This is a genomic window from Luteibacter sp. NPDC031894 (genome assembly GCF_050273135.1).
Lineage (GTDB): Bacteria > Pseudomonadota > Gammaproteobacteria > Xanthomonadales > Rhodanobacteraceae > Luteibacter.
The window spans coordinates 325,811-351,086 of record NZ_JBNNMV010000001.1 but is presented as its reverse complement, the minus strand read 5'-3'; the positions used below and the strand labels follow the sequence as shown (position 1 = coordinate 351,086).

Sequence of the window (25,276 nt, the reverse complement as noted above, 5' to 3'; positions counted from 1 at the left end):
GCCGGAGCCGCCATACACGTCAAGTGGTGGTTCGCGAAGGATCGATCAAGAGCGCGCCACGCAACGAAAAACGGCCCTGGCGTCGTGGACGCCAGGGCCGCCGGTGATGCCCTTGCGGTGGATCAGGCCGCGTCGCCGCCCTCGCCCGCGATACGCTGCTGCTGCAGGTTGCCGCGGTAGATGAGGTAAGGCTCCGCCTGTCCGTCGATCACTGCGTCGTCGACCACGACCTTGCTGACGTGCTCCAGCGAGGGTAGTTCGAACATCGTGTCGAGCAGGACCTGCTCCAGGATGGTGCGCAGTCCGCGTGCGCCGGTCTTGCGCTTCAGCGCGCGACGGGCGATGGCGGCCAGTGCCTCCGGACGGAACTCCAGTTCGGCGCCTTCCATGTCGAACAGCTTGCGGAACTGCTTGGTGACCGCGTTCTTCGGCTCGGTGAGGATTTGCACGAGTGCTTCCTCGTCGAGCTCGTCGAGCGTCGCCACGACCGGCAGGCGGCCGACGAATTCCGGGATCAGGCCGAAACGAACCAGGTCCGCCGGCTCGACTTCCGACAGCATCTTGCCGAGGTTCTCGGTGCGCTCCTTCGAACGCACTTCAGCCCCGAAGCCGATGCCGGTGGTCTCGGAACGCTGCTGGATCACCTTCTCCAAGCCAGCGAACGCGCCGCCGCAGATGAAGAGGATGTTCCGCGTGTCGACCTGCAGGAATTCCTGCTGCGGGTGCTTACGGCCACCCTGCGGCGGCACCGAGGCGAGCGTGCCCTCGATGAGCTTGAGCAGGGCCTGCTGCACGCCTTCGCCGGACACGTCGCGGGTGATCGACGGGTTTTCGCTCTTGCGCGAAATCTTGTCGATCTCATCGATGTAGACGATACCGCTCTGCGCCTTCTCGACGTCGTAGTCGCACTTCTGCAGGAGCTTCTGGATGATGTTCTCGACGTCCTCGCCCACGTAACCCGCTTCGGTCAGCGTGGTCGCGTCCGCGATGGTGAACGGCACATTGAGCAGCCGCGCCAGCGTCTCGGCCAGCAGCGTCTTGCCCGAACCGGTGGGACCGATCAGGAGGATGTTGGACTTGCCAAGCTCGACGTCGTCGTTCTTCTGGCGCGATTCCATGCGCTTGTAGTGGTTGTACACGGCGACCGACAGCGCCTTCTTGGCGCGCGTCTGACCGACCACGTACTGGTCGAGCGCCTCCATGATCTCGCGCGGCTTCGGGAGATGGGTACGGCCGGAGGCCGCCTTCTCTTCCAGTTCCTCGCGGATGATGTCGTTGCACAGCTCGACGCATTCGTCGCAGATGAACACGCTGGGACCAGCGATCAGCTTGCGAACTTCGTGCTGGCTCTTGCCGCAGAAAGAGCAGTAAAGAATCTTGCCGCCGTCGTTGGAACGGCTCTGCCGCTCGTCGCTCATGCTATGGGCCCTACTGAGAATCCAGGTGCGCTTTGAGAATAGCACAGCACTCCGCCCCCGGAAGGAGGGGCGAAGTGCCGGTTTTCACAAGCGAAAAAGTACAATCAAGCTGAACGGACAGTATCGACCGTACGCTTGTCGAGCACCGAGTCGATCAGCCCGTAAGCCTGGGCTTCCGCCCCGCTCATGAAGCGGTCGCGCTCGGTATCGCGGGCGATCTCTTCCACCGTCTTGCCGCTGTGGTTGGCGAGGATCGCGTTGAGGCGCTCGCGCATCGTCAAAATCTCACGGGCGTGGATCTCGATGTCGGTCGCCTGGCCGGAAATGCCGCCGGCCCACGGCTGGTGGATCATGATGCGCGAATGCGGCAGCGAATAACGCTTGCCGGCCGCGCCGGCCGCCAGAAGCAAGGCGCCCATGGAAGCCGCCTGGCCGATGCACATCGTGCTGACATCCGGCTTCACGAACTGCATCGTGTCGTAAATCGCCATGCCCGCGGTGACGGAGCCGCCGGGGCTGTTGATGTACAGGCTGATGTCCTTGTCCGGGTTTTCGGACTCGAGGAACAGCAGCTGGGCGACGATGACGTTCGCCATGTAGTCGTCGACCGGACCGACCGCGAAGATCACGCGCTCCTTGAGCAGGCGCGAGTAGATATCGTACGAACGCTCGCCGCGCGAGGTCTGTTCGACGACGATGGGCACCAGGTTGAGGTTCTGGATCGGAGCCATGGACATGGGGTCTCTCCTTCGTGTGGGGCCCGGTAGTGACAACGAACGGCGCCTCAGGCGCCGATCGGCCGCATTACCTCGTCGAAGCTCAGTGCCTGGTCGGTGGTCTTGGCGTTGTCCGCCACCCACTCGGCCACCTGGTCTTCCATGACGCGGTTCTGCAGTCCCGACATCAGTTGGGGGTCGCCGTTGTACAGTTCAATGACCTTTTCCGGCTCCTCGTAGGTGGAGGCGATGGCGGCCAGCATCTCGTTGAGACGCTTGCGGTCAAGGCGCAGTTCGTTCTTGCGCGCGATCTCACCCATCAGGAGAGCCGCGATGACGCGCTTACGGGCGAACGGCAGGGCCTCGGCGACCATCTCGGCGCTCGGCTCCTGGCCTCGCGGCAGGTTGCCGGCGGCCAGGCTGCGGGCCTCGGCGTTGGCCATCAGGTCCGGCACGTCCAGGTCAGGATGGGCACCGGCCAGCTTTTCGGCCACTTCCGACTTCAGGCGAGCCATCAGGGTGGCCTTGAGCTCGCGCTCGAGGTTGGCGCGGACCTCCTTGCGGAAGGTCTCGATGTCGCCGTCGACCACGCCGAACATCTTCACGAACTCGGCGTCCACGGCCGGCAGGTTCGGCTCCTGCACCTTCACGATCTTGAACGTGACGCTGGCGGTCTTGCCGGCCAGGTCCGGGTTGCGGAAGTCTTCCGGGAAGGCGACGTCCTGGACCAGCTCCTCGCCGGCGCTACGACCGGTCAGGGCCTCGTCCAGGGCCTTGAACAGGGTGCCCGAACCGAGCACGCTGCCGGCGCGCTCCAGGCCCTCGGCCGGGAAGCGGTAGTCGCCCGCGGCGGCGGCGTACTCGAACATCACGAAGTCGCCTTCCTTCGAGGCGCGCGTGACTTCGTCGAAGCTGCGACGCTGGGTGCGCAGGGTCTCGATCATCTTGTCGATATCGGCGTCCGTGACCTCGGCCTTCGGACGAGCGATCTCGATGGTCGACACGTCGATGGCCGGGAACTCCGGCATCACCTCGAAGGTGGCCGTGTAGGCAATCTCGCCGCCTTCGGCATTGCCGGTGGTGTCGACGGACGGATTGGCGATCGGCTGCAGCTTCTCCTGCTGGAACGCCTCGCGCAGCGTGCTGCCGATGAGGTCCGAGAGGGCCTCGCCACGGACCTGCGCGCCGAAGCGCTGCTTGATCACGTTGGTCGGCACCTTGCCGGGACGGAAGCCCTTGAGGCGCACCGTGCGGCCCATTTCAGCGATGCGCTCGCTCACCTGCGTCTCGAGACGCTCTGCCGGGAACTTCACCGTGAGCTTGCGCCCGAGCTTGCCGACATTCTCAACCGAAACCTGCATGACCTCTCCTGAAACCACCACGGACGTGGCGCGATGGCGACCATCCGTCGCCGTAACCGAAACAATGGAATTCACCGCGCATGCCGGGCTGGCCGCCGCGACCTGCTCCCCAGCGGCGAAAAACCCCGCAAATGACTGCCCATTCTACGTTTTGCCCTCCTACCGCCGCAACCTGCCTCAGAGGGACTCCCACCGCCTTGGACCGCCCCCCTCCGCTGCCAGCGAATCGCCCGGATTAGCCAGGGTGCAGGCCGTCAGGGACAGGCAGCCGCAACCAATGCAGTCCGTCAGCCGATCCTTCAGGTTCACCAGCTGGGCGATGCGTTCCTCCAGCTCGCCATGCCAGGCCGCGGACATCCGGGCCCATTCCTCACGCGTGGGTGTCCGTTCGTCCGGAAGACTGCCAAACGCCCGGCGGACGGCCTCCAGCGGGATGCCCACGCGCTGGGCGACCCGGATCACCGCGATCCGGCGCAGGACGTCCGCGCCGTAGCGTCGCTGGTTGCCGGCCGTACGCAAGCTCCGGATCAAGCCCTTCCGCTCGTAGAAATGCAGGGCCGACACGGCCACTCCCGCCCGCTTCGCCGCCTCGCCCACGCTCAGCTCACGCATCCACTTGACCTCAACAATAGTTGAGGTCGCATCCTGCGCCTTCCTCCCGACACGCGCAAGCATGCGAAACTCGCCTGCTTCACAAGGAACCCGATGAACGTGGGAACGTCCGAACCCGACCTCCTGGCCAACCCGGCACGCCCGACGGACAGCATCCTCGCCCCGCCCTACCGGGCGGCCACCGTCGGCATGGTGGCGCTGATTTCGCTGATCGCGTTCGAGGCCCTGGCCGTCACGACGGCCATGCCGACGGTGGCACGGGAGCTCAATGGCCTCAAGGCCTACGCGCTCGCCTTCGGCGGCGTCCTCGCCACGAGCGTTATCGGCATGACCTTGTCCGGTCGCTGGAGCGACAGGAAAGGGCCTGCTCCGGCCATGTGGACAGGGCTGAGCGGGTTTGTCGCCGGGCTGCTGGTAGCGGGGTTCGCCCACGACATGCCAACCCTGCTCATCGGGCGACTGGTCCAGGGCTTGGGGGCGGGCTGTCTTTCTCCGGCCTTGTACGTCATCGTCGGCCGGCTGTATCCCGAATCGCTGAGACCAAAGGTCTTCGCCTCCTTCTCGGCCGGATGGGTCGTCCCGGCACTCATCGGTCCTGCAGTCAGCGGCGCCATCGTCGAGCACGTCGGCTGGCGCTGGGTCTTCCTCGCGGTGCCCCTCCTGGCCATTCCCGCCGCGGCGCTTCTTCGGGGTGCCTTGCGCTCCCTGGGCGAGCCACGCGGCGTGGCCGGCGCGGAGACGACGCGCACCATGGCGAACGCCGTCGGCGCGTCGCTGGGCGTCTGCCTCCTGTTCGTCGCCGGGCAGGAACGGGGGTGGCTGGCGACATCGATCTTCCTTCCCGCCATCGCGCTCCTGGTGGTTTGCGGCAAGCGCCTGCTCCCGCCGGGCACGCTGCGCGCCGCCCGCGGGCTTCCCGCGGTCATCGCGTTGCGCGGTGTGGCGGCATCCGCGTTCTTCGGCACCGAGGCGTTCCTGCCCCTCGCGTTCTCGCGCGAGCACGGCCTGTCGCCGATGTGGTCCGGCATCGGCATCAGCGTGGGCGCCATCGGCTGGTTTTCGGGTTCGTGGTACCAGGGCCACTACGCGAAGGTGTCGCGGCAGACGCTGCTCCGGCGTGGCACGGCGTTGATGGTGATCGGGTCGTTGACCGCCGCACTGAGCACGTTCGCATGGATGCCCGTCGCGGCATCCGTCGCCGGCTGGCTGCTCACCGGCCTCGGCATGGGCATGCTCTACGGCACCGTCGCGGTGCTCGCGCTATCGATGTCGGGCGAGCATGAGCAGGGCACGAACAGTTCCGCGCTGCAGCTATGCGAATCGTTGATGGTCGCGACGACGCTGGCGATCGGCGGTTCGTTGTTCGCCGCGTTGCTCGATCTTTCGGACACCGCGGCGTTCGCGGCTAACTTTGCCATCACCGTGACGCTGGCCGTCGTGGGAACGGTTGTGGCGCGGCGCGTCGAGCCGCGTGTGTAGCCGCAGCGTGCCGAGCGACTTATCTGCGCTAGTCGCGGCCGTCGCCGACGGACTCGCATCGTATCGCGCTGTAAAGTTCACGGGAAAAGGCATCAGGAATGCCGCCGACGAACCGCAGTGATACGCTAGGAGCACGGATGTACCGCAAGCCGCCCAGTAGACCGATGAACGCAGACGACCGAGAAAAAATCCGCGCAGAAATCGGCAAGCTCATGGCCGAAACCGCGAAAATCAACGCCGAGGCGCGCTGGTATCCCTTCGTTGCCGCTGGTGGCGTCTTTGCCGCTGCCTTCGCTCTGTTCAAGCTGATGAGCGCCATGTAGCGCTCAGCAATTCCCGAGCATGTCGAAAACGCGCTCGTCTCCAGCGGGTTTGTTGTTTCCCATCGCAACGCCCGGAAAAATCCGACCGGCGGAAAAATGCGCTGGTGCGAGAGGCGGGACTCGAACCCGCACGCCTTGCGGCGTCAGAACCTAAATCTGGTGCGTCTACCAATTCCGCCACTCTCGCGCGCCGCGCCATTCTAGGCGGCTGGCGGGCGCGGGTCCACAAAGGGCTTTGAGAACCTAGGCGCGGCGCCCTTCCCTGCGCCGAGGGCAAAGGGCTCGCAGAGGCCATGGAGACTCGACTCAGGCCCGGCAGCCGGCGAGCAGGTCCAGATTCGGGTCGTAGACCGTCGTCTGCGTGCCGAAGAATCCCAGCAACGTGTGGAAGAGGTTGTCCTGGCTTGCGGGCTGCACGCGCCGGCGGTTCATGCAGTCGAGGTTCACGCCACGGTCGCGCACCCACGATGGCGACAGCCACATCAGCATCGGGATGTGCTTCTGCTGGGTCGGCCCCGTCGCCCAGTCCGCGCCGTGCAGGTAGATGTCGTTCTCGCCGAGCGATTCGCCATGGTCGGACAGGTACATCATCGCGCTGTCGATCTCGGGTGCCGCCTTCAACGCATCCACGACCTTGCCGAGGATGTGGTCGGTATAAAGGATCGTGTTGTCATAGCTCGCCACGGTTTGCGCGTAGCTGCACGTCTGCACCTCCGCCGTATCGCAACCGGGCCCGAAAACGGCGAACGTCTTCGGGTAGCGCTGGAAGTACGCCGGGCCATGACTCCCCTTGATGTGCAACACGAGTAACGCCGGCGAGCGCATCCTTGCCAGGCGCTGCGGCAGGTCGGTCACCAGTACCTCGTCCAGGCAGCCGTCCGCGTCGCACAAGCCGTCGACCTTCGCATCGGTAAGGTCGTCATTGGGGACGCGCAGGCAGACGTCCTTGCAGCCTTCGTCATTGTCGCGCCAATACACGTCGACGCCGGCGTGCTGCAAGACATCGAGGGCATTCCAATGCGCCTTTGCCACGGGCTTGTCGAACTTTGCCCGGGTCATGTTCGAGAACATGCAGGGAACCGAGACGGTGGTCGCCGTTCCGCACGACCAGGCATCGCTGAAGTAAATCGCACCGGCGCGCTTCATTTCCGGATTCGTTTCGCGCGCGTAGCCCTGGAGCGACTGGTTCTCCGCCCGCGCGGTCTCGCCCACCACGAGCACGACCACGCGTTTACGACCGGCCGCCGCGGCACCCGGTGCGAGCGCGGCATCGGTACCGATGGGTACCATCGCGTGCTTCCGGCGGAAGACGTCGCGCTGCAAATAGTGGAAGGTACCGCTCAGGGCCGCGTACGGATTGAAGACGTCGTACATGCCGCGATGATTGCGCTCGAAGTAGACGTAGTTGCGCCCGGCGAAGAGCGGCGGCAGGAACATCAGGCCCGCGGCACCCAGGATGATGACGGCGCGCCAACCGAGGCTTCGCCACGTCGGCATGAATCGCAGCGGCACCAGCAGCACGAGCACCGCGGGCACCACGCCGAACAGCACGATCCAGCCGACGGAGCCGGTGGTGATCATCGCCGCCGCTTCGGCGCGTTGCGTCTCGAAGATGCTCTGGACGATCTCTTCGTTGAGCCGCACGCCGAAGGTCTGGGCGTAATAGGCGCTCGCGGCCGATACCAGGACCAGCACGGCGAGAAGCACCTTGCCGATGCGCGGCCATGTCACCAGGGCGAGGATCATGACGAGGTTGCCGACCAGCCGACAACAGACTGTCACACTCAGGGCCCAGAATCCGTCCATGTGCCGCGATGCGGACAGTGCCGCCTGCAGCTCCGACCAAAGGCTGCGATTGAGCACGGCGAGGATATACACGGCGACGATGGCGCCCAGCAGCAAGGCTGGCAGCGCCCGCTTCGCGTGGCCGTCTGCCACTTGGTCTTGAACGATCATTCCGGGTTCCCTGTTGGCCCGGCACGATCGCGAGCGCGTGAAGACGTGAGATCGACAGTGCCGCCATCGTCGTCGCGTCGACTTTCAACGGCCTGTCCGTCGGCCCTCCCCAGGACCGATAAGGAAAAGGCGCTCAGGTTCCCCTGAGCGCCTTCGAATTGGTGGGCCGTGTAAGATTCGAACTTACGACCAATTGATTAAGAGTCAACTGCTCTACCAACTGAGCTAACGGCCCGTTTGAAACTTGCGTTGTAAGTGGGGTGGACGATGGGACTCGAACCCACGACATCCGGAATCACAATCCGGTACTCTAACCAGCTGAGCTACGCCCACCATAAAACACCATTTGGCGCGCCCGACAGGAATCGAACCTGCAACCGTCGGCTTAGAAGGCCGATGCTCTATCCGGTTGAGCTACAGGCGCAGGCACTGTACGTAGAACGCCAACTGGTCGGGGCAGAGGGATTCGAACCCCCGACATCCAGCTCCCAAAGCTGGCGCTCTACCAGACTGAGCTATACCCCGAAACTTCAAGCACCATCCCGATACTACTGGGGTGAAGCCTTCAAATGTTACGGGTCAAAGCCAAGCCCGTCAATCCGTATGAACACACCACACTTTCAACTACCGCGACCGCCGCGCAAGCGCGATGGTCTTGCTTAAAGATGGTGCGCCCGGAGAGATTCGAACTCCCGACCACCAAGTTCGTAGCCTGGTACTCTATCCAACTGAGCTACGGGCGCACACTTTAAACCGTTGACCCGGTGACTATCGCCGTGAGGCGTTAGCGCCGTGCCGAGAAGCGGAATTATTCAGATATCCGGCGTGGGCGTCAACACTTTTTGCATCTTTTTTTTCGCGAATCGGTAACAACGCGGCAAACGGCAGTCCAAAACGCAGCGCCAGTTATGCCTCCTTCCAACGAAAAGGGCGGCACGATGGCCGCCCTTCCCTTTTACAACTGCGTCGCCGGCTTGCCGACCTTGTCCGGTGCCGGACCGGCGTCACCGCGCGGAGGCGGCGGCGGCGTGGAACCGGGCTTCTGCCAGTCGGCCGGCGGGCCAGGCTCTCGCCCGTTCATGATGTCGTCGATCTGACGCGCGTCGATCGTCTCGTACTGCAGCAGCGCCTCGGCCATGACGTGGAGCTTGTCGATGTTGGTCGTCAGCAGGTCCTTGCTGCGCGCATACGCGCGGTCGAGGATGGTGCGCACGACTTCGTCGATCTTCCGCGCCGTCTCGTTGGACACGCTCTTGTGCTGCGTGACCGACCGGCCGATGAAGACCTCGTCTTCTTCCTCGCCGTAGGTCACCGGACCGAGTTCGTCGGACAGGCCCCATTTCGTCGCCATGTTGCGCGCCATCTTGGTCGCGCGCTCGATGTCGTTGGAGGCACCGGTCGTAATCCGGTCGTGGCCGAAGATGATCTCCTCCGCGACACGGCCGCCGTACAGCGAGCAAAGCTGCGATTCGATCGCCACCTTGTTGAGGCTGTAGCGGTCGCCTTCCGGCAGGTACATCGTCACGCCCAGCGCACGGCCGCGCGGAATGATGGTGACCTTGTAGACCGGATCATGCTCGGGCACGAGGCGGCCGATGATCGCGTGGCCGGCCTCGTGGTACGCCGTGAGACGCTTCTCTTCGTCGTTCATCGCCATGGAGCGACGTTCCGCACCCATGAGGATCTTGTCGCGCGCGCGATCCATGTGGCTCATGCGCACTTCGCGGGCGTTCTCGCGAGCGGCGAACAGTGCGGCCTCGTTCACGAGGTTGGCGAGGTCGGCGCCCGAGAAACCGGGCGTGCCGCGCGCGATGGTCATCGCGTCGACGTCGGTCGCGGTGGGCACCTTGCGCATGTGGACCTTGAGGATCTGCTCGCGGCCCTTCACGTCCGGGAGGCCCACCACGACCTGCCGGTCGAAGCGGCCGGGACGCAGCAGTGCCGGATCGAGCACGTCCGGACGGTTGGTGGCCGCGATGACGATGATGCCCTCGGTGCCTTCGAAACCATCCATCTCGACCAGCAGCTGGTTGAGGGTCTGTTCGCGCTCGTCGTGACCGCCGCCCATGCCGGCGCCGCGATGGCGGCCGACGGCGTCGATCTCGTCGATGAAGATGATGCAGGGGGCGTGCTTCTTCGCCTGCTCGAACATGTCGCGCACGCGGCTGGCGCCGACGCCGACGAACATCTCGACGAAGTCGGAGCCGGAGATCGAGAAGAACGGCACCTTGGCCTCGCCGGCGATGGCCTTGGCAAGCAACGTCTTGCCGGTACCGGGCGGACCGACCATCAGCACGCCGCGCGGGATCTTGCCGCCGAGCTTCTGGAACTTACCGGGATCGCGGAGGAATTCGACGAGCTCGCCCACTTCCTCTTTCGCCTCGTCGCAGCCGGCGACGTCACTGAAGTTCACCTTGACCTGGTCTTCACCCTGCAACTTGGCGCGCGAGCGGCCGAAGCTCATGGCGCCACGGCCACCCGAGCCCGCCTGCATCTGGCGCATGAACCAGATAAGCACGGCCACGAAAATGATGATGGGCAGCCAGTTGAACAGCAGGCCGATCAGGGAGAAGCCGTTGTCGGCCGGCTCCTGCCGCAATTCGACGCCCTTGTCGCGCATCGTCTTGACGAGGTCGCTGGTGGAGAGGCCCACCACCGGCACCACGGTTCGGTAGGCGCCGCCGTCCTTCAGCTTGCCGGTGATCGTCGGCGGAGCGGTGGAGGTAATGGTGCCGCTGGCGACATTCCCGTTATCCACCTGCTGGGCGAAGGTCGTGTAGGACATGTCCTGCGACGAGCCGCCATGCGGGTTGAAGGTCTGGAACACGGTCAGGAGGACCACCGCGATGATCAGCCAGAGCAACAGGTTTTTTGCCATCTCATTCATGCGCGGTTCTCGCCAGGTTGCCGGGACGCGGACTTCAGTCCGGTCGCCAGCGCATAGACCTCTCGCGAACGTGCGCGGGAGGCCTTCGGTTTACGCATCGTCACGCGACTGAAGTCCGCGCGCAAGTTCTTAAGGTACTCATCGAATCCCGCCCCCTGGAACAGTTTCACGAGGAATGACCCCCCCGGCTTCAGCCAGTCCAGGCTGAACTGGCGGGCCAGGTCACAGAGGTCCATGGCGCGGATCTGGTCGGCGAGTGCCACACCGGACATATTGGGGGCCATGTCCGACAGGACAAGATCGACCTTCTGACCTTCCAGCTTGCTTTCCAATTCCCGCAGGACCGACTCCTCGCGGAAATCGCCCTGCATGAAGTCCACGCCCGCCAGTCCCGCCATGGGGAGGATGTCCAGGGCGATGACCTTGCCCGTGTCCCCGAGGCGCTGGCGGGCCAGCTGCGACCACCCGCCGGGGGCGGCGCCCAGGTCGACGACGGTCATGCCGTGCTTGATCAGGCGGTCGCGGTCGATGAGCTCCTCGAGCTTGAATACGGCGCGCGAACGCAGGCCCTCGGCCTGGGCGCGCTTCACGTAAACGTCGTCGAAATGCTCCCGAAGCCAGCGGGAACTGCTCTTGCTGCGTGACATCGGGTGGACCCGCGGGAAGAAGTGGGCGAGCCACGCATGATACCCTTTGCCGCCTATCCGCCGCGAACCCAAACTGAACGCATGCTCTCCCCAACACAGCGCCGCTACCTGCGCAGCCTCGCCCACGACCTCCGCCCCGTCATCCTCCTGGGCAACAAGGGGGCCACCGAGGCCGTCGCCAAGGAGCTCGGCCAGGCCCTGGACATCCACGAGCTGGTCAAGGTGAAGCTTTCCGGGGGCGACAAGGACGAGCGTCAGGAGCAGATCGCCTTCCTCACCGGCCAGACCGGTGCGGAAACAGTCCAGGAGATCGGCCACGTCGTGGTCCTGTTCCGTCGCAACGAGCAGGATCCGAAGCTCGCCCTGCCCCGGTGACCCCATGGACCTGTCGTTCGAACATCCCGGCGAATACCTCTTCGTGCGCCGCGTGGGCGCCGACACGGTCACGGTGGTCGACCGCGACTTCCACAAGAGCATCCTTTTGACACCGGAACAGGTGGTCGAGGACTGGGGCATCACCGATGCCCGGCACCTCACCCTGGCCGACGTCGAGAAAATCGCCGCCCTCGGGCCGGAACTGGTCCTGCTGGGCACGGGGCAACGCCAGGTATTCCCGCCGGCCGAGGTCATGGCCGGGTTCCTGAAGCGGGGGATCGGCGTGGAAGCCATGTCCAATGGGTCCGCCGCCCGCACCTACAGCCTCCTCGCCGGCGAAGGCCGGAAGGTCCTGGCCGCATTCATCCTCCCCTGAGGGCATAGCCCATGCGCATCCTCGTCCTTGGTGCCGGCGGCACCGGCGGATATTTCGGCGGTCGGCTCGCCCAGGCGGGGCTCGACGTCACGTTCCTGGTTCGCCCGGAGCGCGCCAAGGTACTGGATGCGAAAGGGTTGGTGATCCGCAGCCCGTTCGGCGATGCGACGGTGCGGGTGAGGCATGTTGTCGCCGACACCGTCTCGGACGCCGGCCCCTTCGACCTCGTCCTCCTGTCGTGCAAGGCCTACGACCTCCATTCCGCCATCGAAGCGATCGATCCCGCGGTGGGCGAGACCACCGCCGTGCTGCCGGTCCTCAACGGCCTGGCGCACTACCCGACTCTCGATAACCGCTTCGGGCCGGACCGCGTGCTCGGCGGACTTTGCGTGATCAGCGCGGCCAAGGGGCCCGATGGCGAGATCCTCCACTTCGGCAACGGTGCCTCGGTCACCTTTGGCGAGCGCGACGGGCAGGAACATGGCGGGCGCTGCGCCGCCATCGCCCAGGCCTTCGCCACGGCGAACGTCGACCACAAACACTCCGACGACATCCAGCGCGACCTCTGGGCGAAGTTCGCCTTCCTCGCCACCTTGGCGGGTAGCACGTGCCTGTTCCGCGCCAGCGTCGGCGACATCGTCGCCACGGGCGATGGGCGCCATCTCATCGAGCGCATGTACGAGGAATGCCTGGCCGTGGCTCGAGCTTCGCATCACGCCGTGCCCGACAACGCGCGCGCCTTCGCGTGGAAGACACTGACGCAAGAAGGGTCGCCGCTCACCGCGTCGATGCTGCGCGACCTCGAAGCGGGGCAGCGCATCGAGTCCGACCACATCGTGGGCGACATGCTTCGCCGCGCGCGCGATGCGGGCGTGGCAGCGACCATGCTGGAGGTGGCGTACGCGCACCTGCAGGCGTTCGAAGCACGGCAAAAGCGCGAACTGTAGGAACCCCCCTTACCGCGGCGGCAGGTACTGCAACGGATCGACCGGATTGCCGTCACGACGGATCTGGAACTGCAGTTCGTCCCGTGCCGCACCGGTGGAACCCATCTCGGCTACGCTCTGCCCCGCCTTGACCTTCTCGCCTTCCTTCACCAGTCGCTTCCGGTTGTGGCCATACGCCGACAGGAAGCTGTCGCTGTGCTTGATGATCACGAGTTCGCCGTAGCCGACCAGGCCATTGCCGCTGTAGACCACGACGCCGTCGGCGGCGGCGCGGACCGGATCACCGGCCTTGCCGCCGACTTCGATACCAGGGATCGCATCGGCGGACGAAAACTTCTTCAACAGCGCGCCATCGGCCGGCCAGCGCCACGCGATGCCGCCCACGCTGCGCGTGGCGCCTTTCGTGACGATGGGCGTGGAGGCCGGCGGATTTTCAACGGGCGCCGGTGGCTGATTGGCGGGAGCGCTCGGCGCCGGCGCGGGCGGAACGAGCGATTCCGCCGGTTTGCCGGCGACGACCACCGGGGTATTCGTCGTGGTGGCCGGCGCGGGCACGGCAGGAGGCGCCGCCTCGGCCTCGGGCACGGGAGCGAAGCCCGGTTGGGTCGCGGGGTTCGGCAACGGGACACCCGTTTGCGTGGGATGCGTGGCGGGAGTCGGCGTCGGTGCCGCGGCAACCGAGGGCGCAGGATGCGCCGGCACAGCGGCGGGCCGGGTCTCGCGACCCGGCGGCGACAGCCGCAGGTCTTGTCCCGGCCAGATCGTGTAAGGCGAGGCGATGCCGTTCCAGCCAGCGAGGTCGCGGAAATCGACCTTGTTGCGGAACGCGATGCTGTACAGGGTGTCGCCCTTGACGACCCGGTAGCTGCCACCGGGCGGAGGCGACGGCGCAGCCACGCGCCCGGGCTGGTAGCTGCCGGCGCTGCGCGTGACGACCACCGAACTGCGTGGGGCGAGGTCGCAGCCGGCGAGCACGAGGCTCGCGGCCAGGACGGCCATCAGTGCGAGCGGACGGGTCACGAGCATCGCGGATCTCCCTTCACGGTCACTCATCGCAACAGGAACCACCAGGCGGCAAGCAGGATGACCGCTACGATAACAGCCCATCCTATCCACTCGATGTGTTTGCGCAGCATCTGCTCCGCACGCTCGCCGAAGATGCGGATCAGGAGCGCCAGCAGCCAGACCCGCTTGCCGCGGCCGATCAGCATGCAGACCAGGAACGGCAGCACCGGTACGCCCACGATACCCGACGCCCACGTCACGAACTTCATCGGGACCACGGGCTGCAGCGCGGCCATCGCCAGCACGATGTACAGGCCCAGCGAGTGCCTCTGCATGTCGGCCTGCAAGTTCTCCACGCCCTTCTGGATGGGGGCGAGGAGGTGCATGGATTCGAGCATCGGCTTCAGCGCCTCAAAGGCGTAGTGTCCGAGGCCATAACCGACGAGCGATCCAAGCAGCGAGAACAGCAGGCTCCAGTTCGCGAAACGGAACGCTTTCTGTGGCTGGGCCAGCATCATCGGTGCCAGCATCACTTCCGGCATCACCGGAAAGATGAAGGCTTCGACGAAAGAGAGTCCCGCGAGGTAACGGACCGCGTGGCGATGGCGTGCCCAGACGATGGCGCGCTCGTACAGCGAAGCGAACATCCGCATTCAGCGGGTTTCCTTGTGGTTGGCCCGGGGGTCGACCGACATCAACCGATGCCGCCGAGGAGCGGAACGAAACTGACGGCGCCGAGGTCTTCGCGATGTATCTCGCCGCTGTCGTCCTTGCGCATGCGTACCAGCACTTGTTGGCTGGGGCTGCCCACCGGCGCGACCAGCACGCCGCCCGGCTTCAGCTGTTCGAACAGGGCGACCGGGACACGATCTCCCGCGGCCGTGAGGATGATGGCGTCGAAGGGTGCGTCGGATTCCCAGCCGAGCTTGCCGTCGTCGTGGCGGGAGCGCAGGTTCGTGATGCCAAGCTGGCGGAACCGTCGGCGTGCCTGGCGCAGCAGCTCCTCGATGCGCTCCACGGTATAGACGGTCGGGACGATGCCGGCCAGCACCGCGGCCTGGTAGCCCGAGCCCGTGCCGATTTCGAGTACGCGCTCGGGGATGCCCTGTTCGATCAGCGCCTCGGTCATGCGCGCGACGATCCAGGGCTGCGAAATCGTCTGGCCGTGGCCGATCGGCAGTGCCGTGTTTTCGTAAGCGCGCGAGTGCAGCGCCTGGTCGATGAAATGGTGACGTGGCAGCTGGCGAATCACCTCCAACACGCGCTCGTCGCGGATGCCCTCTTCCGCGAGCTTGGCGACAAGGCGGTCCCGCGCGCGCTGCGACGTCATTCCTTCGCCGCGCAGGGCCGATGGCGGAAGGGCATGCATGTTCACCACGTCAGGCCGCCTCCTCGTCGTCCATCGCCGTCGACAGCGAGAGCATCCAGCTGCTCACTTTCTCGAGCGCCTGCACGCGCGTGAGATCGGTATGGATCGGCGTGACCGAGACGTAGCCGCGGCGGACCGCGTCGAAATCCGTACCGGGGCCGTCGTCTTCGACATCACCCGGCGGCCCGATCCACCACATGGGACGTCCACGCGGATCGGCCGTACGGATCGCCGGTGCCGAACGATGGCGCTTGCCAAGACGCGTGACTTCGAAACCGCGCACCTGCTCCCAGGGCAGGTCGGGCACGTTCACGTTGAGGATCGTGTCGGCCGGCAGCGGGTCGACGATGAGGCGGCGCATCAGCATCAGCACCGCGCTGGCCGCCGTGTCGAAATGGCGGCCCGAACCTTCGCGAGTCACCAGCGACACGGCGATCGCGGGCAGCCCCAGGAAGCGCCCCTCCATCGCGGCGGACACGGTGCCGGAATAGATGACATCGTCACCGAGGTTGGCGGAATTGTTGATGCCGGAGACGACGATGTCCGTCTCGTGCTCGAGCAGGCCGGAAAGCGCCAGGTGCACGCAGTCCGTCGGCGTGCCCGCGACGCGATACGCGCCGCTGGCGAGACGCTGCACGCGGATGGGCGCGTCGAGGGTGAGCGAGTTGCTCGCACCGGAACGGTCGCGATCGGGAGCGACGACCGTCACCGTGCCGAACTCGACCAGACGCTCGGCCAGCACCTGGATGCCAGGGGCCTCCACGCCGTCGTCGTTGCTAACCAGAACTTGCATGCTGATCCAGATCGAAAAACGGGCGGGGCGACCCCATCTCGAGGGAGCCGCCCGACCGTCCAAGTCTACCGGACCGGGCTGCGGGATTCACGAACGGCTTCCCACAACGCCATGCGGCCCGCCGTGAAGGCGTGGTGTTTGCGAGGATGATCGGAGTGTCCCTAGGATGGCCCCATGAAGCGACGTCCCCCGGAAGTGCACGACGACGACAGCCGCCTGTTTCGTGAGGCCATCGGCGAGGTTCGCCCTCTTCCCGAAGCCGAGGCCGTGCCCGAGCGACCGCGGCCCGCCCCGCATCCGCACATGCGCGACGCCGACGAGGCCGCCGTGCCCGCGGAGTCCCTGCTGTTCGAGTACGACCCTGCCGACCTGGAAGTGGGCGAGGAATTGTCGTATCTGCGCGACGGCTACCCTCCCCGCCTCCTCAAGCAGCTCAAGCGCGGTCAGTTCAGCATCCAGGCCGAAGTGGACTTGCACCAGATGAACGCCGCGGCCGCGCAACTCACCATCGCCGAGTTTCTTGCCGAGTGCCGGCACGACGGCCTCCGCTGTGTGCGGATCATTCATGGGAAGGGCTTGCGTTCGAAAGCCGGTGGCCCGGTGTTGAAGGGGCTGACCAACCGCCTGCTGCGGCGGCGCGACGATGTGGTGGCGTTCGCTTCCGCGCGCCCGATGCAGGGCGGTACCGGTGCGGTCGTTGTCCTCCTGAAAGCCTGAGGCGACATGAATCGCCGACAGGGTCGGCGATGGTTACTGGGTCGCCGCCAGTTCGCGGATCACCGTCGTGGCGTAGGCACCCGCCGGAAGGCCGAAGGACACTTCGAGCGCCCCGTCGTCGCGCCAACGCCACGCGAAGTCGCGCGGCTGCAGCCGCAGTGCGCGGCGCTCCTGATCCATGCGCGCATCGGCGAGCCCCTTCGCGAGATCCTCGTCGCGAAGGGCGACCTCACGCTCGAGCGCCCCCGCGGCATCGGCGGCGGGCGTCTCGCCACGACCCCACAAGGGTCCGGACGGATGGATGTCGAAACGGCCGAGCCGCTCCGCCAGCGTGTCGTTGAACGGTTCCGGCCCGAACCACGAGCGCGAGCCTTCCAGCGCCCAGATTTCGCCCTCCATCGGCGCATCCCAGGCGTTTGCCGATACACGCTCCGCCAGCACCCCATTGAAGATGTGCGAGCGCGCCGCGGACAGCAGGATCGACCGCTTGTCGCGATCCACCCGTCGTCCGCCGAACATCGCTCGCGCCTGCGCGACGTTGCCGCCACCGAGGCCGAAGCGCTGCTCACCGAAGTAGTTCGGCACGCCCCGCGCCGCGATCGCCGCCAGCCGCGCTTCCGCCGCGGCACGATCGCCTTCGACCTCGCGTAACGCGAGCACGAACCGGTTGCCGCGCAGCGCGCCGCGTTTGAGCTTGCGCGAATGCCGGCCCAGGGACTGGATCGTCACGTCCGCATGCGGGAACGCCGTCCAATCGGGATCGGCCTTCCCCGGCAACTGCACGGTGAACGCCTGGCGTGTCACCGCGTGACGATCCTTCATGCCGGCGTAGCCGACGTTCATGGGTGCCGTGCCAGCGAACTTCGCCAGCTCGCGCGCCAGCCAATCCGTGTTCGTCCCGCGTTTCTCGACGAGGAGGAACGCATGCTCGCCGTTGCCGTCGGGCTCGTAACCGAGCACCTCCTCGACGAAGAAGTCCTCCGGCAATGCACGGATGCGGGCACGCAGCGGCGGTGCGCCAAAGGCGAAGGGAAGTTCGGTCTCGCTCATGGAAGGCCTTACAGAAGGAACACGGTGGCGAGGCCGAGGAAGATGAAAAAGCCCCCGCTATCGGTCATCGCCGTGATGAGCACGCTGGAGCCCAGCGCTGGATCGCGGCCGAGCTTCGTCATCAGCATGGGAATGGCCACGCCCATGAAGGCCGCGAGGAGGAGATTGAGCGTCATGGCGGCCGTCATCACCAGGCCCAGGGGAATGCTGCCGTAAAGGAGCCATGCGACGATGCCGATGGCTCCGCCCCAGACCAGGCCGTTGACCAGCGAGACCGCCAGTTCCTTGCGCCACAGGCGCCTCGCCTGCGAAACGCCGATCTGCTCCAAGGCCATCGCGCGCACGATCATCGTGATGGTCTGGTTGCCGGAGTTGCCGCCGATGCCGGCGACGATGGGCATGAGCGTCGCGAGCGCCACGAGCTTCTCGATGGAATGCTCGAACAGGCCGATGACTCGCGACGCGATGAAGGCGGTGACGAGGTTGATCGCCAGCCACGCCCAACGGTTCTGCACCGACTTCCACACGGAAGCGAAGATGTCTTCTTCCTCGCGCAGGCCGCCGCGCGACAGCGCTTCGGTCTCGCTCTCCTCGCGGATGAAATCCAGCATGGCGTCGACGGCGATACGGCCGATCAGGCGCTGGTGTGCGTCCACGACGGGCGCGGTGACGAGGTCGTAGCGTTCGAACGCCTGGGCGACGTCATAGGCATCGTCTTCCGGACGAAACGTGTTGACGTCCGGCGCCATGATGTCGTGGACCATTTTCTCGGGCGGGTTCACGAGCAGCCAGTGCAGCGGCAGTACGCCTGTGAGGACATTGTCGGCATTGACGACGAACAGCTTGTCGGTCTGCGCCGGGAGTTCGTCGAAGCGTCGCAGGTAGCGCAGCACCACCTCGAGACTGATGTCTTCGCGGATGGTCACCATGTCGAAGTCCATCAATGCACCGACCTGGTCGTCCTCGTACGACATCGCCGCCTGGACGCGTTCGCGTTCCTGCGCGTCGAGGCTGGCCATCAGCTCCGGCAGCACCTCGGTCGGCAGGTCGTCGACGAGGTCGGCGAGCTCGTCGGCGTCCAGGGGCTCGACGGCCGCGAGGATCTCGCGGTCGTCCATGTCCGCGATCAGCGATTCGCGTACCGAGTCGGAGACCTCGAGCAGGATGTCGCCGTCGCGGTCCGAACGCACGCGCTGCCAGACGGCGAGACGGTCTTCCAGCGGCAGCGATTCGAGCACGTCGGCCAGGTCGGCCGGGTGGAGTTCGTCCAGCCTCGCCTGCAGTTCCGCATCGGTGGCTTCCAGCGCGACCTCGTCGCCGTCCGGCGCCGCACCCGCGAAGGCGAGCAGGTCTTCCCGGCGACGCAGCAGATCGGTGATCGCCTCCAGCCTGTCGTGCAGGCGGGGCGTGGAGGCGCGCGGCTCGATCTCGCTCATGCGCGCAGCACCAGGACGGTGGCGAGCGCCGCGATACCTTCGCGGCGGCCGGTGAAGCCGAGCGTTTCGGTCGTCGTCGCCTTGATGCTGATGCGATCCACATCCACGCCCAGGTCCGCGGCGATGGTCTCGCGCATGGCGGTCGCGTGCGGACCGACCTTCGGCGATTCGCAGACGACCGTCATGTCGGCGTTACCGAGTACGTAGCCGCGCTCCTTCAGCATCGCTGCCACCGCGCGAACGAAGCTGCGGCTGTCCGCGCCGCGCCACTGCTCGTCGGACGGCGGGAAGTGCTTGCCGATATCCCCCAGCGCCAGTGCCCCGAGCATCGCGTCGCACAGCGCGTGCAGCAGCACGTCCCCGTCGGAATGCGCCAGCACGCCGTGCGTATGCGGCACGCGCACGCCACCCAGCATCACATGGTCGCCTTCGCCGAACGCGTGGACGTCGAATCCCTGGCCGATGCGCATCACCGTATTCTCCCTAGCAGGAACTCCGCCAGCGCGAAATCCGCCGGCGTGGTCACCTTGATGTTGTCTTCCGAACCTTCGACGAGCAGGGGCGATACGCCCATCCGTTCCATCGCCATCGCCTCGTCGCTCGGCACGATACCCGCTTCTCCGGCAAGGCGGAGTGCACGGACCAGCGCGCCGCGCCGGAACATCTGTGGCGTGAAGGCCCGCCAGCGACCCTCGCGCGGTTCGGTGTCGATGCTGTGACAGCGGGCATCCGCGCGTTTCAGGGTATCGCGCAGCGGTGCCCCGAGAAGGCCACCTTCCACGCGTCCCGCCTGTTCGATCAGGCGGCTGATGTCGTCCGCGCGCACGCAGGGACGCGCGGCGTCGTGGACAAGCACGAAGTCGTCGTCGGCGACGGACGGGGGCAAGGCCATCAGGCCGGCCAGTACGGAATCGCTACGCTCGCCGCCGCCGGTGGCGAGCAACAGCGGCTTCCCCGCGATGGCTTCGACCGCACTGAAGTGGCGATCGCCCGCCGCGACCGCGACGACGAACCCCGCGATGCGCGGATGCGCGGCCAGGCGTTCGAGCGTGTGCTCGATCAGGGGCCGGCCGCCGATCGGCTGGTATTGCTTCGGCCGGTCGCCGCCGGCGCGGACGCCTTTTCCGGCGGCCGGCAGGACACACCAGAGCGCGTCCATCACTGGCCGCCGGGCGCGACGGGCGGCGGGGGTGGCGGCGCGCTGGTGGCCGCTCCCGGCTCGACGACCTGGTAGAACGTCTCGCCCGGCTTGACCAGGCCCAGCTCCTGCCGGGCCCGTGCCTCGGTGGCCTGTTCGCCGTGCTTGAGGTCTTCGACGTCGGCAGCGAGGGCCTGGTTACGCTTCTGCAACCCCGCGTTCTCCTCGGTCTGCTTCCTGACCGACTCGCGCAGCGAATCGACCTCGGCCATGCCCCCACCGCCGACCCACAGTTTCAGCTGCAGGGCGATGAGGACGATGACGAGGATCAGGCCGATCCAGCGCAGGATTGCCGCGTTGCTCAAGACAGCACTCAGCCAGGCAGCTTCGACAGGTTCGGGAACGCGGAACGGCCGGCGTAGCTGGCGTTCGCGCCGAGGGCTTCCTCGATGCGCAGCAGCTGGTTGTACTTGGCCACGCGGTCGGTGCGGCAGAGCGAACCCGTCTTGATCTGCGTCGCCGTCGTGGCCACGGCGATGTCGGAGATCGTCGTGTCTTCGGTTTCGCCCGAACGATGCGAGACGATGGCCGCGTACTTCGCGCGATCGGCCATCGCGATGGCTTCCAGCGTCTCGGTCAGCGTGCCGATCTGGTTGACCTTGATCAGGATGGCGTTGGCGATCTGCTTGTCGATGCCTTCCTGGAAGATCTTGGGGTTCGTCACGAAGAGGTCGTCGCCGACCAGCTGGATGCGCTCGCCGACGGCCTTGGTGAGGTGGGCCCAGCCGGTCCAGTCGCCTTCGGCCATGCCGTCTTCGATCGTGACGATCGGGTACTGCTTCGCCCACGATGCCAGCGTGTCGACCCACTGTTCCGGCGTGAAGACCTTGCCCTCGCCTTCGAGGTCGTACTTGCCGTCCTTGAAGAACTCGGAGCTCGCCACGTCAAGGCCGAGCAGGATATCGCTGCCGATCTTGTAGCCGGCCTTCTCCACGGCTTCGAGGATCGTGTCGAGCGCCTCGACGTTCGACTTGAGGTTCGGCGCGAAGCCGCCTTCGTCGCCGACCGCCGTGTTCATGCCACGACCCTTCAGCACGGACTTCAGCGCGTGGAAGATCTCCGCGCCGTGGCGCAGGGCCTCGGCGAAGGTCGGCGCGCCCACGGGCAGCACCATGAACTCCTGCACGTCGACGTTGTTGTCGGCATGCGCGCCGCCGTTGATGATGTTCATCATCGGCACCGGCAGCGACCCGCCGCCCTCGACCATCAGGTACTGCCACAACGCCTGCTTGCGGGACGCCGCCGCGGCGTGGGCGGCCGCCATCGACACGCCCAGCAGCGCGTTGGCGCCAAGCTTGCCCTTGTTGTCGGAGCCGTCGAGCGCGATGAGCTTGGCGTCCAGGCCTTTCTGGTCGACCGCGTCGAAACCGGCCAGCGCCTTCGCGATGGTGGTGTTGACGTTCGCCACCGCGGTCTTCACGCCCTTGCCGCCGTAGCGGCCCTTGTCGCCGTCGCGCAATTCCACGGCCTCGCGCGTGCCGGTGGACGCGCCGCTCGGGACCGCGGCGCGGCCGAACGAACCGTCGGCGAGGGTGACCTCGGCTTCGAGGGTCGGGTTACCGCGGGAGTCGAGGATTTCGCGGGCGTGGATGGTGGTGATGGACGTGGTCATGCGCTTCCCGTTACGAGTTGGAATGACTGAAGAAGGTGCCGACGAGCACGAGGCCCACGGTACCGACGAGGATGAGTGCGTTCAGGCCGAGCCCGACCGCGCCGAACGTGCGGCGGCGATCCTGGCGGCGCAGGGCGATGAAGCCGAGCACGAGGCCGGCGAGCGACAGCGCGAGGAAGACGCACATGACGATGCCGATGAGCCCGAACACGGGCAGGTGCTGCTCCGCGTCGCCGGAGGCGACGATAAGCGCGGAAAACGTGATGGAGGCCAGGATGACGAGGCCGGAAACCATGGCGATGACGAACGAGGCGATGCCGTGACCCGATTGCGGCATGCGTGCCGCATGCTGGCGAGGCGCGCCGGCGTCGTGGGTCCCGTTGTCGTCAGTCATCCAGCCAGTCTCCCCGGGGCCATGGCGACCCACCTTTGGCACACCGGCGCGCGTGGCGCCGGATCCCGTCAATCATACCGTTCCCGAGGAACGATCAGGCGTGCTTCGCGAACCCGCGGCGCTTTACCGCCTGGTCCAACTCCATCAGGGTTTCGAGCAGTTCTTCCATCTGGTCGAGGGGCCAGGCGTTCGGACCATCGCTCAACGCCTTGGCCGGCTCGGGGTGGGTCTCCGCGAAGAGGCCCGCGACGCCCACGGCCACGGCCGCGCGCGCCAGCACCGGCACGAACTCGCGCTGGCCGCCCGAGCTAGTGCCCTGGCCGCCCGGCAACTGCACGGAATGGGTGGCGTCGAACACGACGGGGCAGCCCGTCTCGCGCATCACCGCGAGCGAACGCATGTCGGAGACGAGGTTGTTGTAGCCGAAGCTGGCGCCGCGCTCGCAAACCATGATGTCGTGGTTACCGACGTCGAAGGCCTTCTGCACCACGTTCTTCATGTCCCAGGGGGCGAGGAACTGGCCTTTCTTGATATTCACCGGTTTGCCGGCGCGCGCCACGTTCTGGATGAAGTCCGTCTGGCGGGCGAGGAACGCCGGGGTCTGCAACACGTCCACGACGGCCGCGACCTCGTTCATCGGCGTGTATTCGTGCACGTCGGTGATGACCGGCACGCCGATCTGCTTCTTCACCGCATCGAGCACCTTCAAGCCTTCTTCCAAGCCGGGGCCACGGAAGCTGGCGCCGGAGGAGCGATTGGCCTTGTCGAAGCTGGACTTGAAGATGAAGTTGATGCCGAGCCGGGAGGTGATCTCCTTGAGCTTGCCCGCGACGTCCAGCTGCAACTGCATCGATTCGATGACGCAGGGGCCGGCGATCAGGAACAACGGCTGGTCGAGACCGGCCTCGAAACCACAAAGCTTCATGCAGCGGACTCCTCGGAACGAACGGCGAGGCGCTCGCCTTCGCGAACGGCCTTGTACTCGCGCGCGGCACGGACGAAACCGATGAACAGCGGATGGCCTTCGCGCGGCGTGGAGGTGAATTCCGGATGCGCCTGGCATCCGAGGAACCACGGGTGCACCTGCTGCGGGAGTTCGACGATTTCGACCAGCAGGTCGTCCATCGACTTTCCGGAGATGACGAGCCCGAGATCCTCGAACGACTGGCGGTATCGGTTGTTGAACTCGTAACGATGACGATGGCGCTCGCGCACCACGTCTTCACCGTAGAGCTCGCGCGCCAGCGTGCCCGCCTTCAGGCGGCATTCCTGCGCGCCAAGGCGCATGGTGCCACCGAGATCGGAGCGCTCGGTGCGCACCTCGGTCTCGCCGGTGGCGGTGGTCCATTCGGTGATCAGCGCGATCACCGGGTCCGGCGTGTTGCGATCGTTTTCGCTCGAGTCGGCCTGCGGAAGGCCGGCGATATTGCGCGCGAACTCGACCACCGCGGCATGCATGCCGTAACAGATGCCGAAGTACGGAACGCCGGTCTCGCGGGCGAACTGGGCCGCGAGGATCTTGCCCTCGAAGCCGCGCTTGCCGAAGCCGCCGGGCACCAGGATGGCATCGGCGTCACCGAGCACCGCGCGCGGGCCGCGGGCCTCCACGTCTTCGGAATCCACCCAGACGAGGTTCACGCGCGTGGACTGTTTGATGCCGCCATGGCGCAGCGCCTCGCCCAGCGACTTGTAGGCGTCCTTGTGTTCCACGTACTTGCCGACGATGGCCACGGTGACCTCGTCGCGCGGATGCTCCACGGCCTCGACCGTGCGCACCCAGCTCGACAGGTCGGCCGGACCGGCATCGAGGCCGAGGCGACGGATCACCAGGTCGTCGAGTCCTTGCTCGTGCAGCCACATCGGAAGCTTGTAGATGACGTCGACGTCGATGGTGCTGATGACCGCGTTCTTCGGCACGTTGGTGAACAGCGCGATCTTGTGGCGCTCGCCGTCGGGCAGCGGTTCCTCGCAGCGGCACAGCAGGACATCGGGTTGGATACCGATGGAGCGCAGTTCCTTCACCGAATGCTGGGTCGGCTTGGTCTTGATCTCGCCGGCCGCCTTAATGAACGGGACCAGGGTGAGGTGCACGAACATGCACTTCTCGGGACCGTGCTCTATGCGCAGCTGGCGGATGGCCTCGAGGAAGGGCAGCGACTCGATATCGCCGACGGTACCGCCGATCTCCACCAGGGCCACGTCGAAACCACGGGTGGCCTCGTGGATGGAATGCTTGATCTCGTCGGTGATGTGCGGGATCACCTGGACGGTGGCGCCGAGGTAATCGCCGCGGCGCTCCTTGCGGATGACCGACTCGTAGATCTTGCCGGCGGTGATCGAATTCTTGCCGGTGAGCCGGGTGCGCACGAAGCGCTCGTAGTGGCCCAGGTCCAGGTCGGTCTCGGCGCCATCATCCGTGACGTACACCTCGCCATGCTGGAAGGGACTCATGGTGCCCGGATCCACATTGATGTACGGATCGAGCTTCATCATGGTCACGGAGAGACCACGCGCCTCGAGGATGGAGGCAAGCGACGCCGCCGCGATGCCTTTCCCGAGGGAAGACACCACACCGCCGGTGACGAAAATCAGGGGAGTCATGCGA

Annotated in this window: 26 protein-coding genes and 6 tRNA genes; 6 read left to right on the top strand and 26 right to left on the bottom strand. The window is 66.1% G+C overall.

All coding sequences use genetic code 11. The annotated features are described in order from the left end of the window. Positions 1-122: 122 nt before the first annotated feature. The 4 genes from clpX to soxR all read right to left on the bottom strand — a co-directional run bounded on the left by clpX (position 123) and on the right by soxR (position 4,107). On the bottom strand, positions 123-1,418 hold the full coding sequence (clpX, locus tag ACQKIE_RS01795; RefSeq protein ID WP_427455186.1) for an ATP-dependent Clp protease ATP-binding subunit ClpX: 1,296 nt from the start codon (positions 1,416-1,418) through the stop codon (positions 123-125). Between the two features lie 104 nt (positions 1,419-1,522). After that, entirely contained in the window at positions 1,523-2,149 is a 627-nt protein-coding gene (clpP, locus tag ACQKIE_RS01790) for an ATP-dependent Clp endopeptidase proteolytic subunit ClpP (RefSeq protein ID WP_371024703.1), read from the bottom strand. 53 nt (positions 2,150-2,202) lie between these two features. After that, positions 2,203-3,495: a trigger factor gene (gene tig / locus ACQKIE_RS01785; RefSeq protein WP_427455184.1), complete on the bottom strand. Its 1,293-nt coding sequence runs from the start codon at positions 3,493-3,495 to the stop codon at positions 2,203-2,205. Between the two features lie 177 nt (positions 3,496-3,672). Then, complete coding sequence (gene soxR / locus ACQKIE_RS01780) at positions 3,673-4,107, bottom strand: redox-sensitive transcriptional activator SoxR (protein ID WP_427455182.1); 435 nt, start codon at positions 4,105-4,107, stop codon at positions 3,673-3,675. A gap of 99 nt (positions 4,108-4,206) precedes the next feature. On the opposite strand from soxR, the gene ACQKIE_RS01775 reads away from it, so the two are divergent. Both ACQKIE_RS01775 and ACQKIE_RS01770 read left to right on the top strand, forming a co-directional pair. Further along, entirely contained in the window at positions 4,207-5,586 is a 1,380-nt protein-coding gene (locus tag ACQKIE_RS01775) for an MFS transporter (protein ID WP_427456768.1), read from the top strand. A 137-nt stretch (positions 5,587-5,723) separates the two neighbouring features. Next, on the top strand, positions 5,724-5,909 hold the full coding sequence (locus tag ACQKIE_RS01770; RefSeq protein ID WP_427455180.1) for a hypothetical protein: 186 nt from the start codon (positions 5,724-5,726) through the stop codon (positions 5,907-5,909). A 102-nt stretch (positions 5,910-6,011) separates the two neighbouring features. On the opposite strand, the gene ACQKIE_RS01765 is transcribed toward ACQKIE_RS01770, so the two are convergent. From ACQKIE_RS01765 to rlmE, 9 genes are all read right to left on the bottom strand, one after another. After that, a tRNA-Leu gene (locus tag ACQKIE_RS01765) sits at positions 6,012-6,096 on the bottom strand. Positions 6,097-6,215: 119 nt separating this feature from the next. Next, positions 6,216-7,865 (bottom strand): phosphoethanolamine transferase, encoded by a 1,650-nt coding sequence (locus ACQKIE_RS01760; RefSeq protein ID WP_427455178.1) that lies wholly within the window; start codon positions 7,863-7,865, stop codon positions 6,216-6,218. Between the two features lie 159 nt (positions 7,866-8,024). Then, positions 8,025-8,100 (bottom strand) — tRNA-Lys (locus ACQKIE_RS01755). A 21-nt stretch (positions 8,101-8,121) separates the two neighbouring features. Next, a tRNA-His gene (locus ACQKIE_RS01750) sits at positions 8,122-8,198 on the bottom strand. A 14-nt stretch (positions 8,199-8,212) separates the two neighbouring features. Then, a tRNA-Arg gene (locus ACQKIE_RS01745) sits at positions 8,213-8,289 on the bottom strand. A 24-nt stretch (positions 8,290-8,313) separates the two neighbouring features. Next, positions 8,314-8,390, bottom strand: a tRNA-Pro gene (locus ACQKIE_RS01740). A gap of 141 nt (positions 8,391-8,531) precedes the next feature. Further along, positions 8,532-8,608 (bottom strand) — tRNA-Arg (locus tag ACQKIE_RS01735). A 212-nt stretch (positions 8,609-8,820) separates the two neighbouring features. After that, positions 8,821-10,752, bottom strand: a complete 1,932-nt coding sequence (gene ftsH / locus ACQKIE_RS01730; protein WP_427455176.1) for an ATP-dependent zinc metalloprotease FtsH — start codon at positions 10,750-10,752, stop codon at positions 8,821-8,823. After that, positions 10,749-11,399 carry a 23S rRNA (uridine(2552)-2'-O)-methyltransferase RlmE gene (gene rlmE / locus ACQKIE_RS01725; protein ID WP_427455174.1) on the bottom strand — a complete coding sequence of 217 codons (651 nt, stop codon included), beginning with the start codon at positions 11,397-11,399 and terminating at the stop codon, positions 10,749-10,751. The genes ftsH and rlmE overlap by 4 nt, the downstream gene beginning before the upstream one ends. Before the next feature lie 81 nt (positions 11,400-11,480). Between rlmE and ACQKIE_RS01720 the strand changes: the two genes are divergently transcribed. The 3 genes from ACQKIE_RS01720 to panE are packed head-to-tail and all read left to right on the top strand — an operon-like array spanning position 11,481 to position 13,097. Then, on the top strand, positions 11,481-11,774 hold the full coding sequence (locus ACQKIE_RS01720; protein WP_167023259.1) for a YhbY family RNA-binding protein: 294 nt from the start codon (positions 11,481-11,483) through the stop codon (positions 11,772-11,774). A gap of 4 nt (positions 11,775-11,778) precedes the next feature. Then, a complete protein-coding gene (locus tag ACQKIE_RS01715; RefSeq protein WP_427455171.1) occupies positions 11,779-12,150 on the top strand; it encodes an Mth938-like domain-containing protein in 372 nt (123 codons plus the stop codon). Between the two features lie 11 nt (positions 12,151-12,161). Then, entirely contained in the window at positions 12,162-13,097 is a 936-nt protein-coding gene (gene panE / locus ACQKIE_RS01710; protein WP_427455169.1) for a 2-dehydropantoate 2-reductase, read from the top strand. A 9-nt stretch (positions 13,098-13,106) separates the two neighbouring features. On the opposite strand, the gene ACQKIE_RS01705 is transcribed toward panE, so the two are convergent. From ACQKIE_RS01705 to surE, 4 genes are read right to left on the bottom strand one after another with little or no spacing between them, the layout of a single operon-like run. After that, positions 13,107-14,123, bottom strand: a complete 1,017-nt coding sequence (locus ACQKIE_RS01705) for a peptidoglycan DD-metalloendopeptidase family protein (protein WP_427455167.1) — start codon at positions 14,121-14,123, stop codon at positions 13,107-13,109. Positions 14,124-14,146: 23 nt separating this feature from the next. After that, positions 14,147-14,755, bottom strand: coding sequence for a YqaA family protein (locus tag ACQKIE_RS01700; protein ID WP_427455165.1), 609 nt, complete (start codon positions 14,753-14,755; stop codon positions 14,147-14,149). Positions 14,756-14,796: 41 nt separating this feature from the next. Continuing rightward, positions 14,797-15,471, bottom strand: coding sequence for a protein-L-isoaspartate(D-aspartate) O-methyltransferase (locus tag ACQKIE_RS01695; protein WP_427455163.1), 675 nt, complete (start codon positions 15,469-15,471; stop codon positions 14,797-14,799). Positions 15,472-15,481: 10 nt separating this feature from the next. Then, positions 15,482-16,264, bottom strand: coding sequence for a 5'/3'-nucleotidase SurE (surE, locus tag ACQKIE_RS01690; RefSeq protein WP_427455161.1), 783 nt, complete (start codon positions 16,262-16,264; stop codon positions 15,482-15,484). 174 nt (positions 16,265-16,438) lie between these two features. Between surE and ACQKIE_RS01685 the strand changes: the two genes are divergently transcribed. After that, positions 16,439-16,981 carry a Smr/MutS family protein gene (locus tag ACQKIE_RS01685; protein WP_427455159.1) on the top strand — a complete coding sequence of 181 codons (543 nt, stop codon included), beginning with the start codon at positions 16,439-16,441 and terminating at the stop codon, positions 16,979-16,981. 33 nt (positions 16,982-17,014) lie between these two features. Here ACQKIE_RS01685 and truD read toward each other — a convergent pair whose 3' ends face one another. From truD to ACQKIE_RS01640, 9 genes are all read right to left on the bottom strand, one after another. Further along, positions 17,015-18,031 (bottom strand): tRNA pseudouridine(13) synthase TruD, encoded by a 1,017-nt coding sequence (truD, locus tag ACQKIE_RS01680; protein ID WP_427455157.1) that lies wholly within the window; start codon positions 18,029-18,031, stop codon positions 17,015-17,017. A gap of 8 nt (positions 18,032-18,039) precedes the next feature. Further along, the gene (gene mgtE / locus ACQKIE_RS01675) at positions 18,040-19,467 is read right to left on the bottom strand and encodes a magnesium transporter (protein WP_427455155.1); all 1,428 of its coding nucleotides are present in this window, start codon (positions 19,465-19,467) and stop codon (positions 18,040-18,042) included. After that, complete coding sequence (ispF, locus tag ACQKIE_RS01670; RefSeq protein ID WP_427455153.1) at positions 19,464-19,937, bottom strand: 2-C-methyl-D-erythritol 2,4-cyclodiphosphate synthase; 474 nt, start codon at positions 19,935-19,937, stop codon at positions 19,464-19,466. The genes mgtE and ispF overlap by 4 nt, the downstream gene beginning before the upstream one ends. Further along, positions 19,937-20,626 (bottom strand): 2-C-methyl-D-erythritol 4-phosphate cytidylyltransferase, encoded by a 690-nt coding sequence (gene ispD, locus ACQKIE_RS01665; protein WP_427455151.1) that lies wholly within the window; start codon positions 20,624-20,626, stop codon positions 19,937-19,939. The genes ispF and ispD overlap by 1 nt, the downstream gene beginning before the upstream one ends. After that, positions 20,626-20,955, bottom strand: coding sequence for a cell division protein FtsB (gene ftsB / locus ACQKIE_RS01660; RefSeq protein ID WP_427456766.1), 330 nt, complete (start codon positions 20,953-20,955; stop codon positions 20,626-20,628). The genes ispD and ftsB overlap by 1 nt, the downstream gene beginning before the upstream one ends. Positions 20,956-20,978: 23 nt before the next feature. Then, a complete protein-coding gene (eno, locus tag ACQKIE_RS01655; RefSeq protein ID WP_427455149.1) occupies positions 20,979-22,277 on the bottom strand; it encodes a phosphopyruvate hydratase in 1,299 nt (432 codons plus the stop codon). Between the two features lie 10 nt (positions 22,278-22,287). Then, on the bottom strand, positions 22,288-22,671 hold the full coding sequence (locus ACQKIE_RS01650; RefSeq protein WP_427455147.1) for a DUF6142 family protein: 384 nt from the start codon (positions 22,669-22,671) through the stop codon (positions 22,288-22,290). A 94-nt stretch (positions 22,672-22,765) separates the two neighbouring features. Beyond that, positions 22,766-23,596, bottom strand: coding sequence for a 3-deoxy-8-phosphooctulonate synthase (kdsA, locus tag ACQKIE_RS01645; RefSeq protein WP_427455145.1), 831 nt, complete (start codon positions 23,594-23,596; stop codon positions 22,766-22,768). Then, positions 23,593-25,272 (bottom strand): CTP synthase, encoded by a 1,680-nt coding sequence (locus ACQKIE_RS01640; protein ID WP_427455143.1) that lies wholly within the window; start codon positions 25,270-25,272, stop codon positions 23,593-23,595. The genes kdsA and ACQKIE_RS01640 overlap by 4 nt, the downstream gene beginning before the upstream one ends. Between the last annotated feature and the right edge of the window lie 4 nt (positions 25,273-25,276).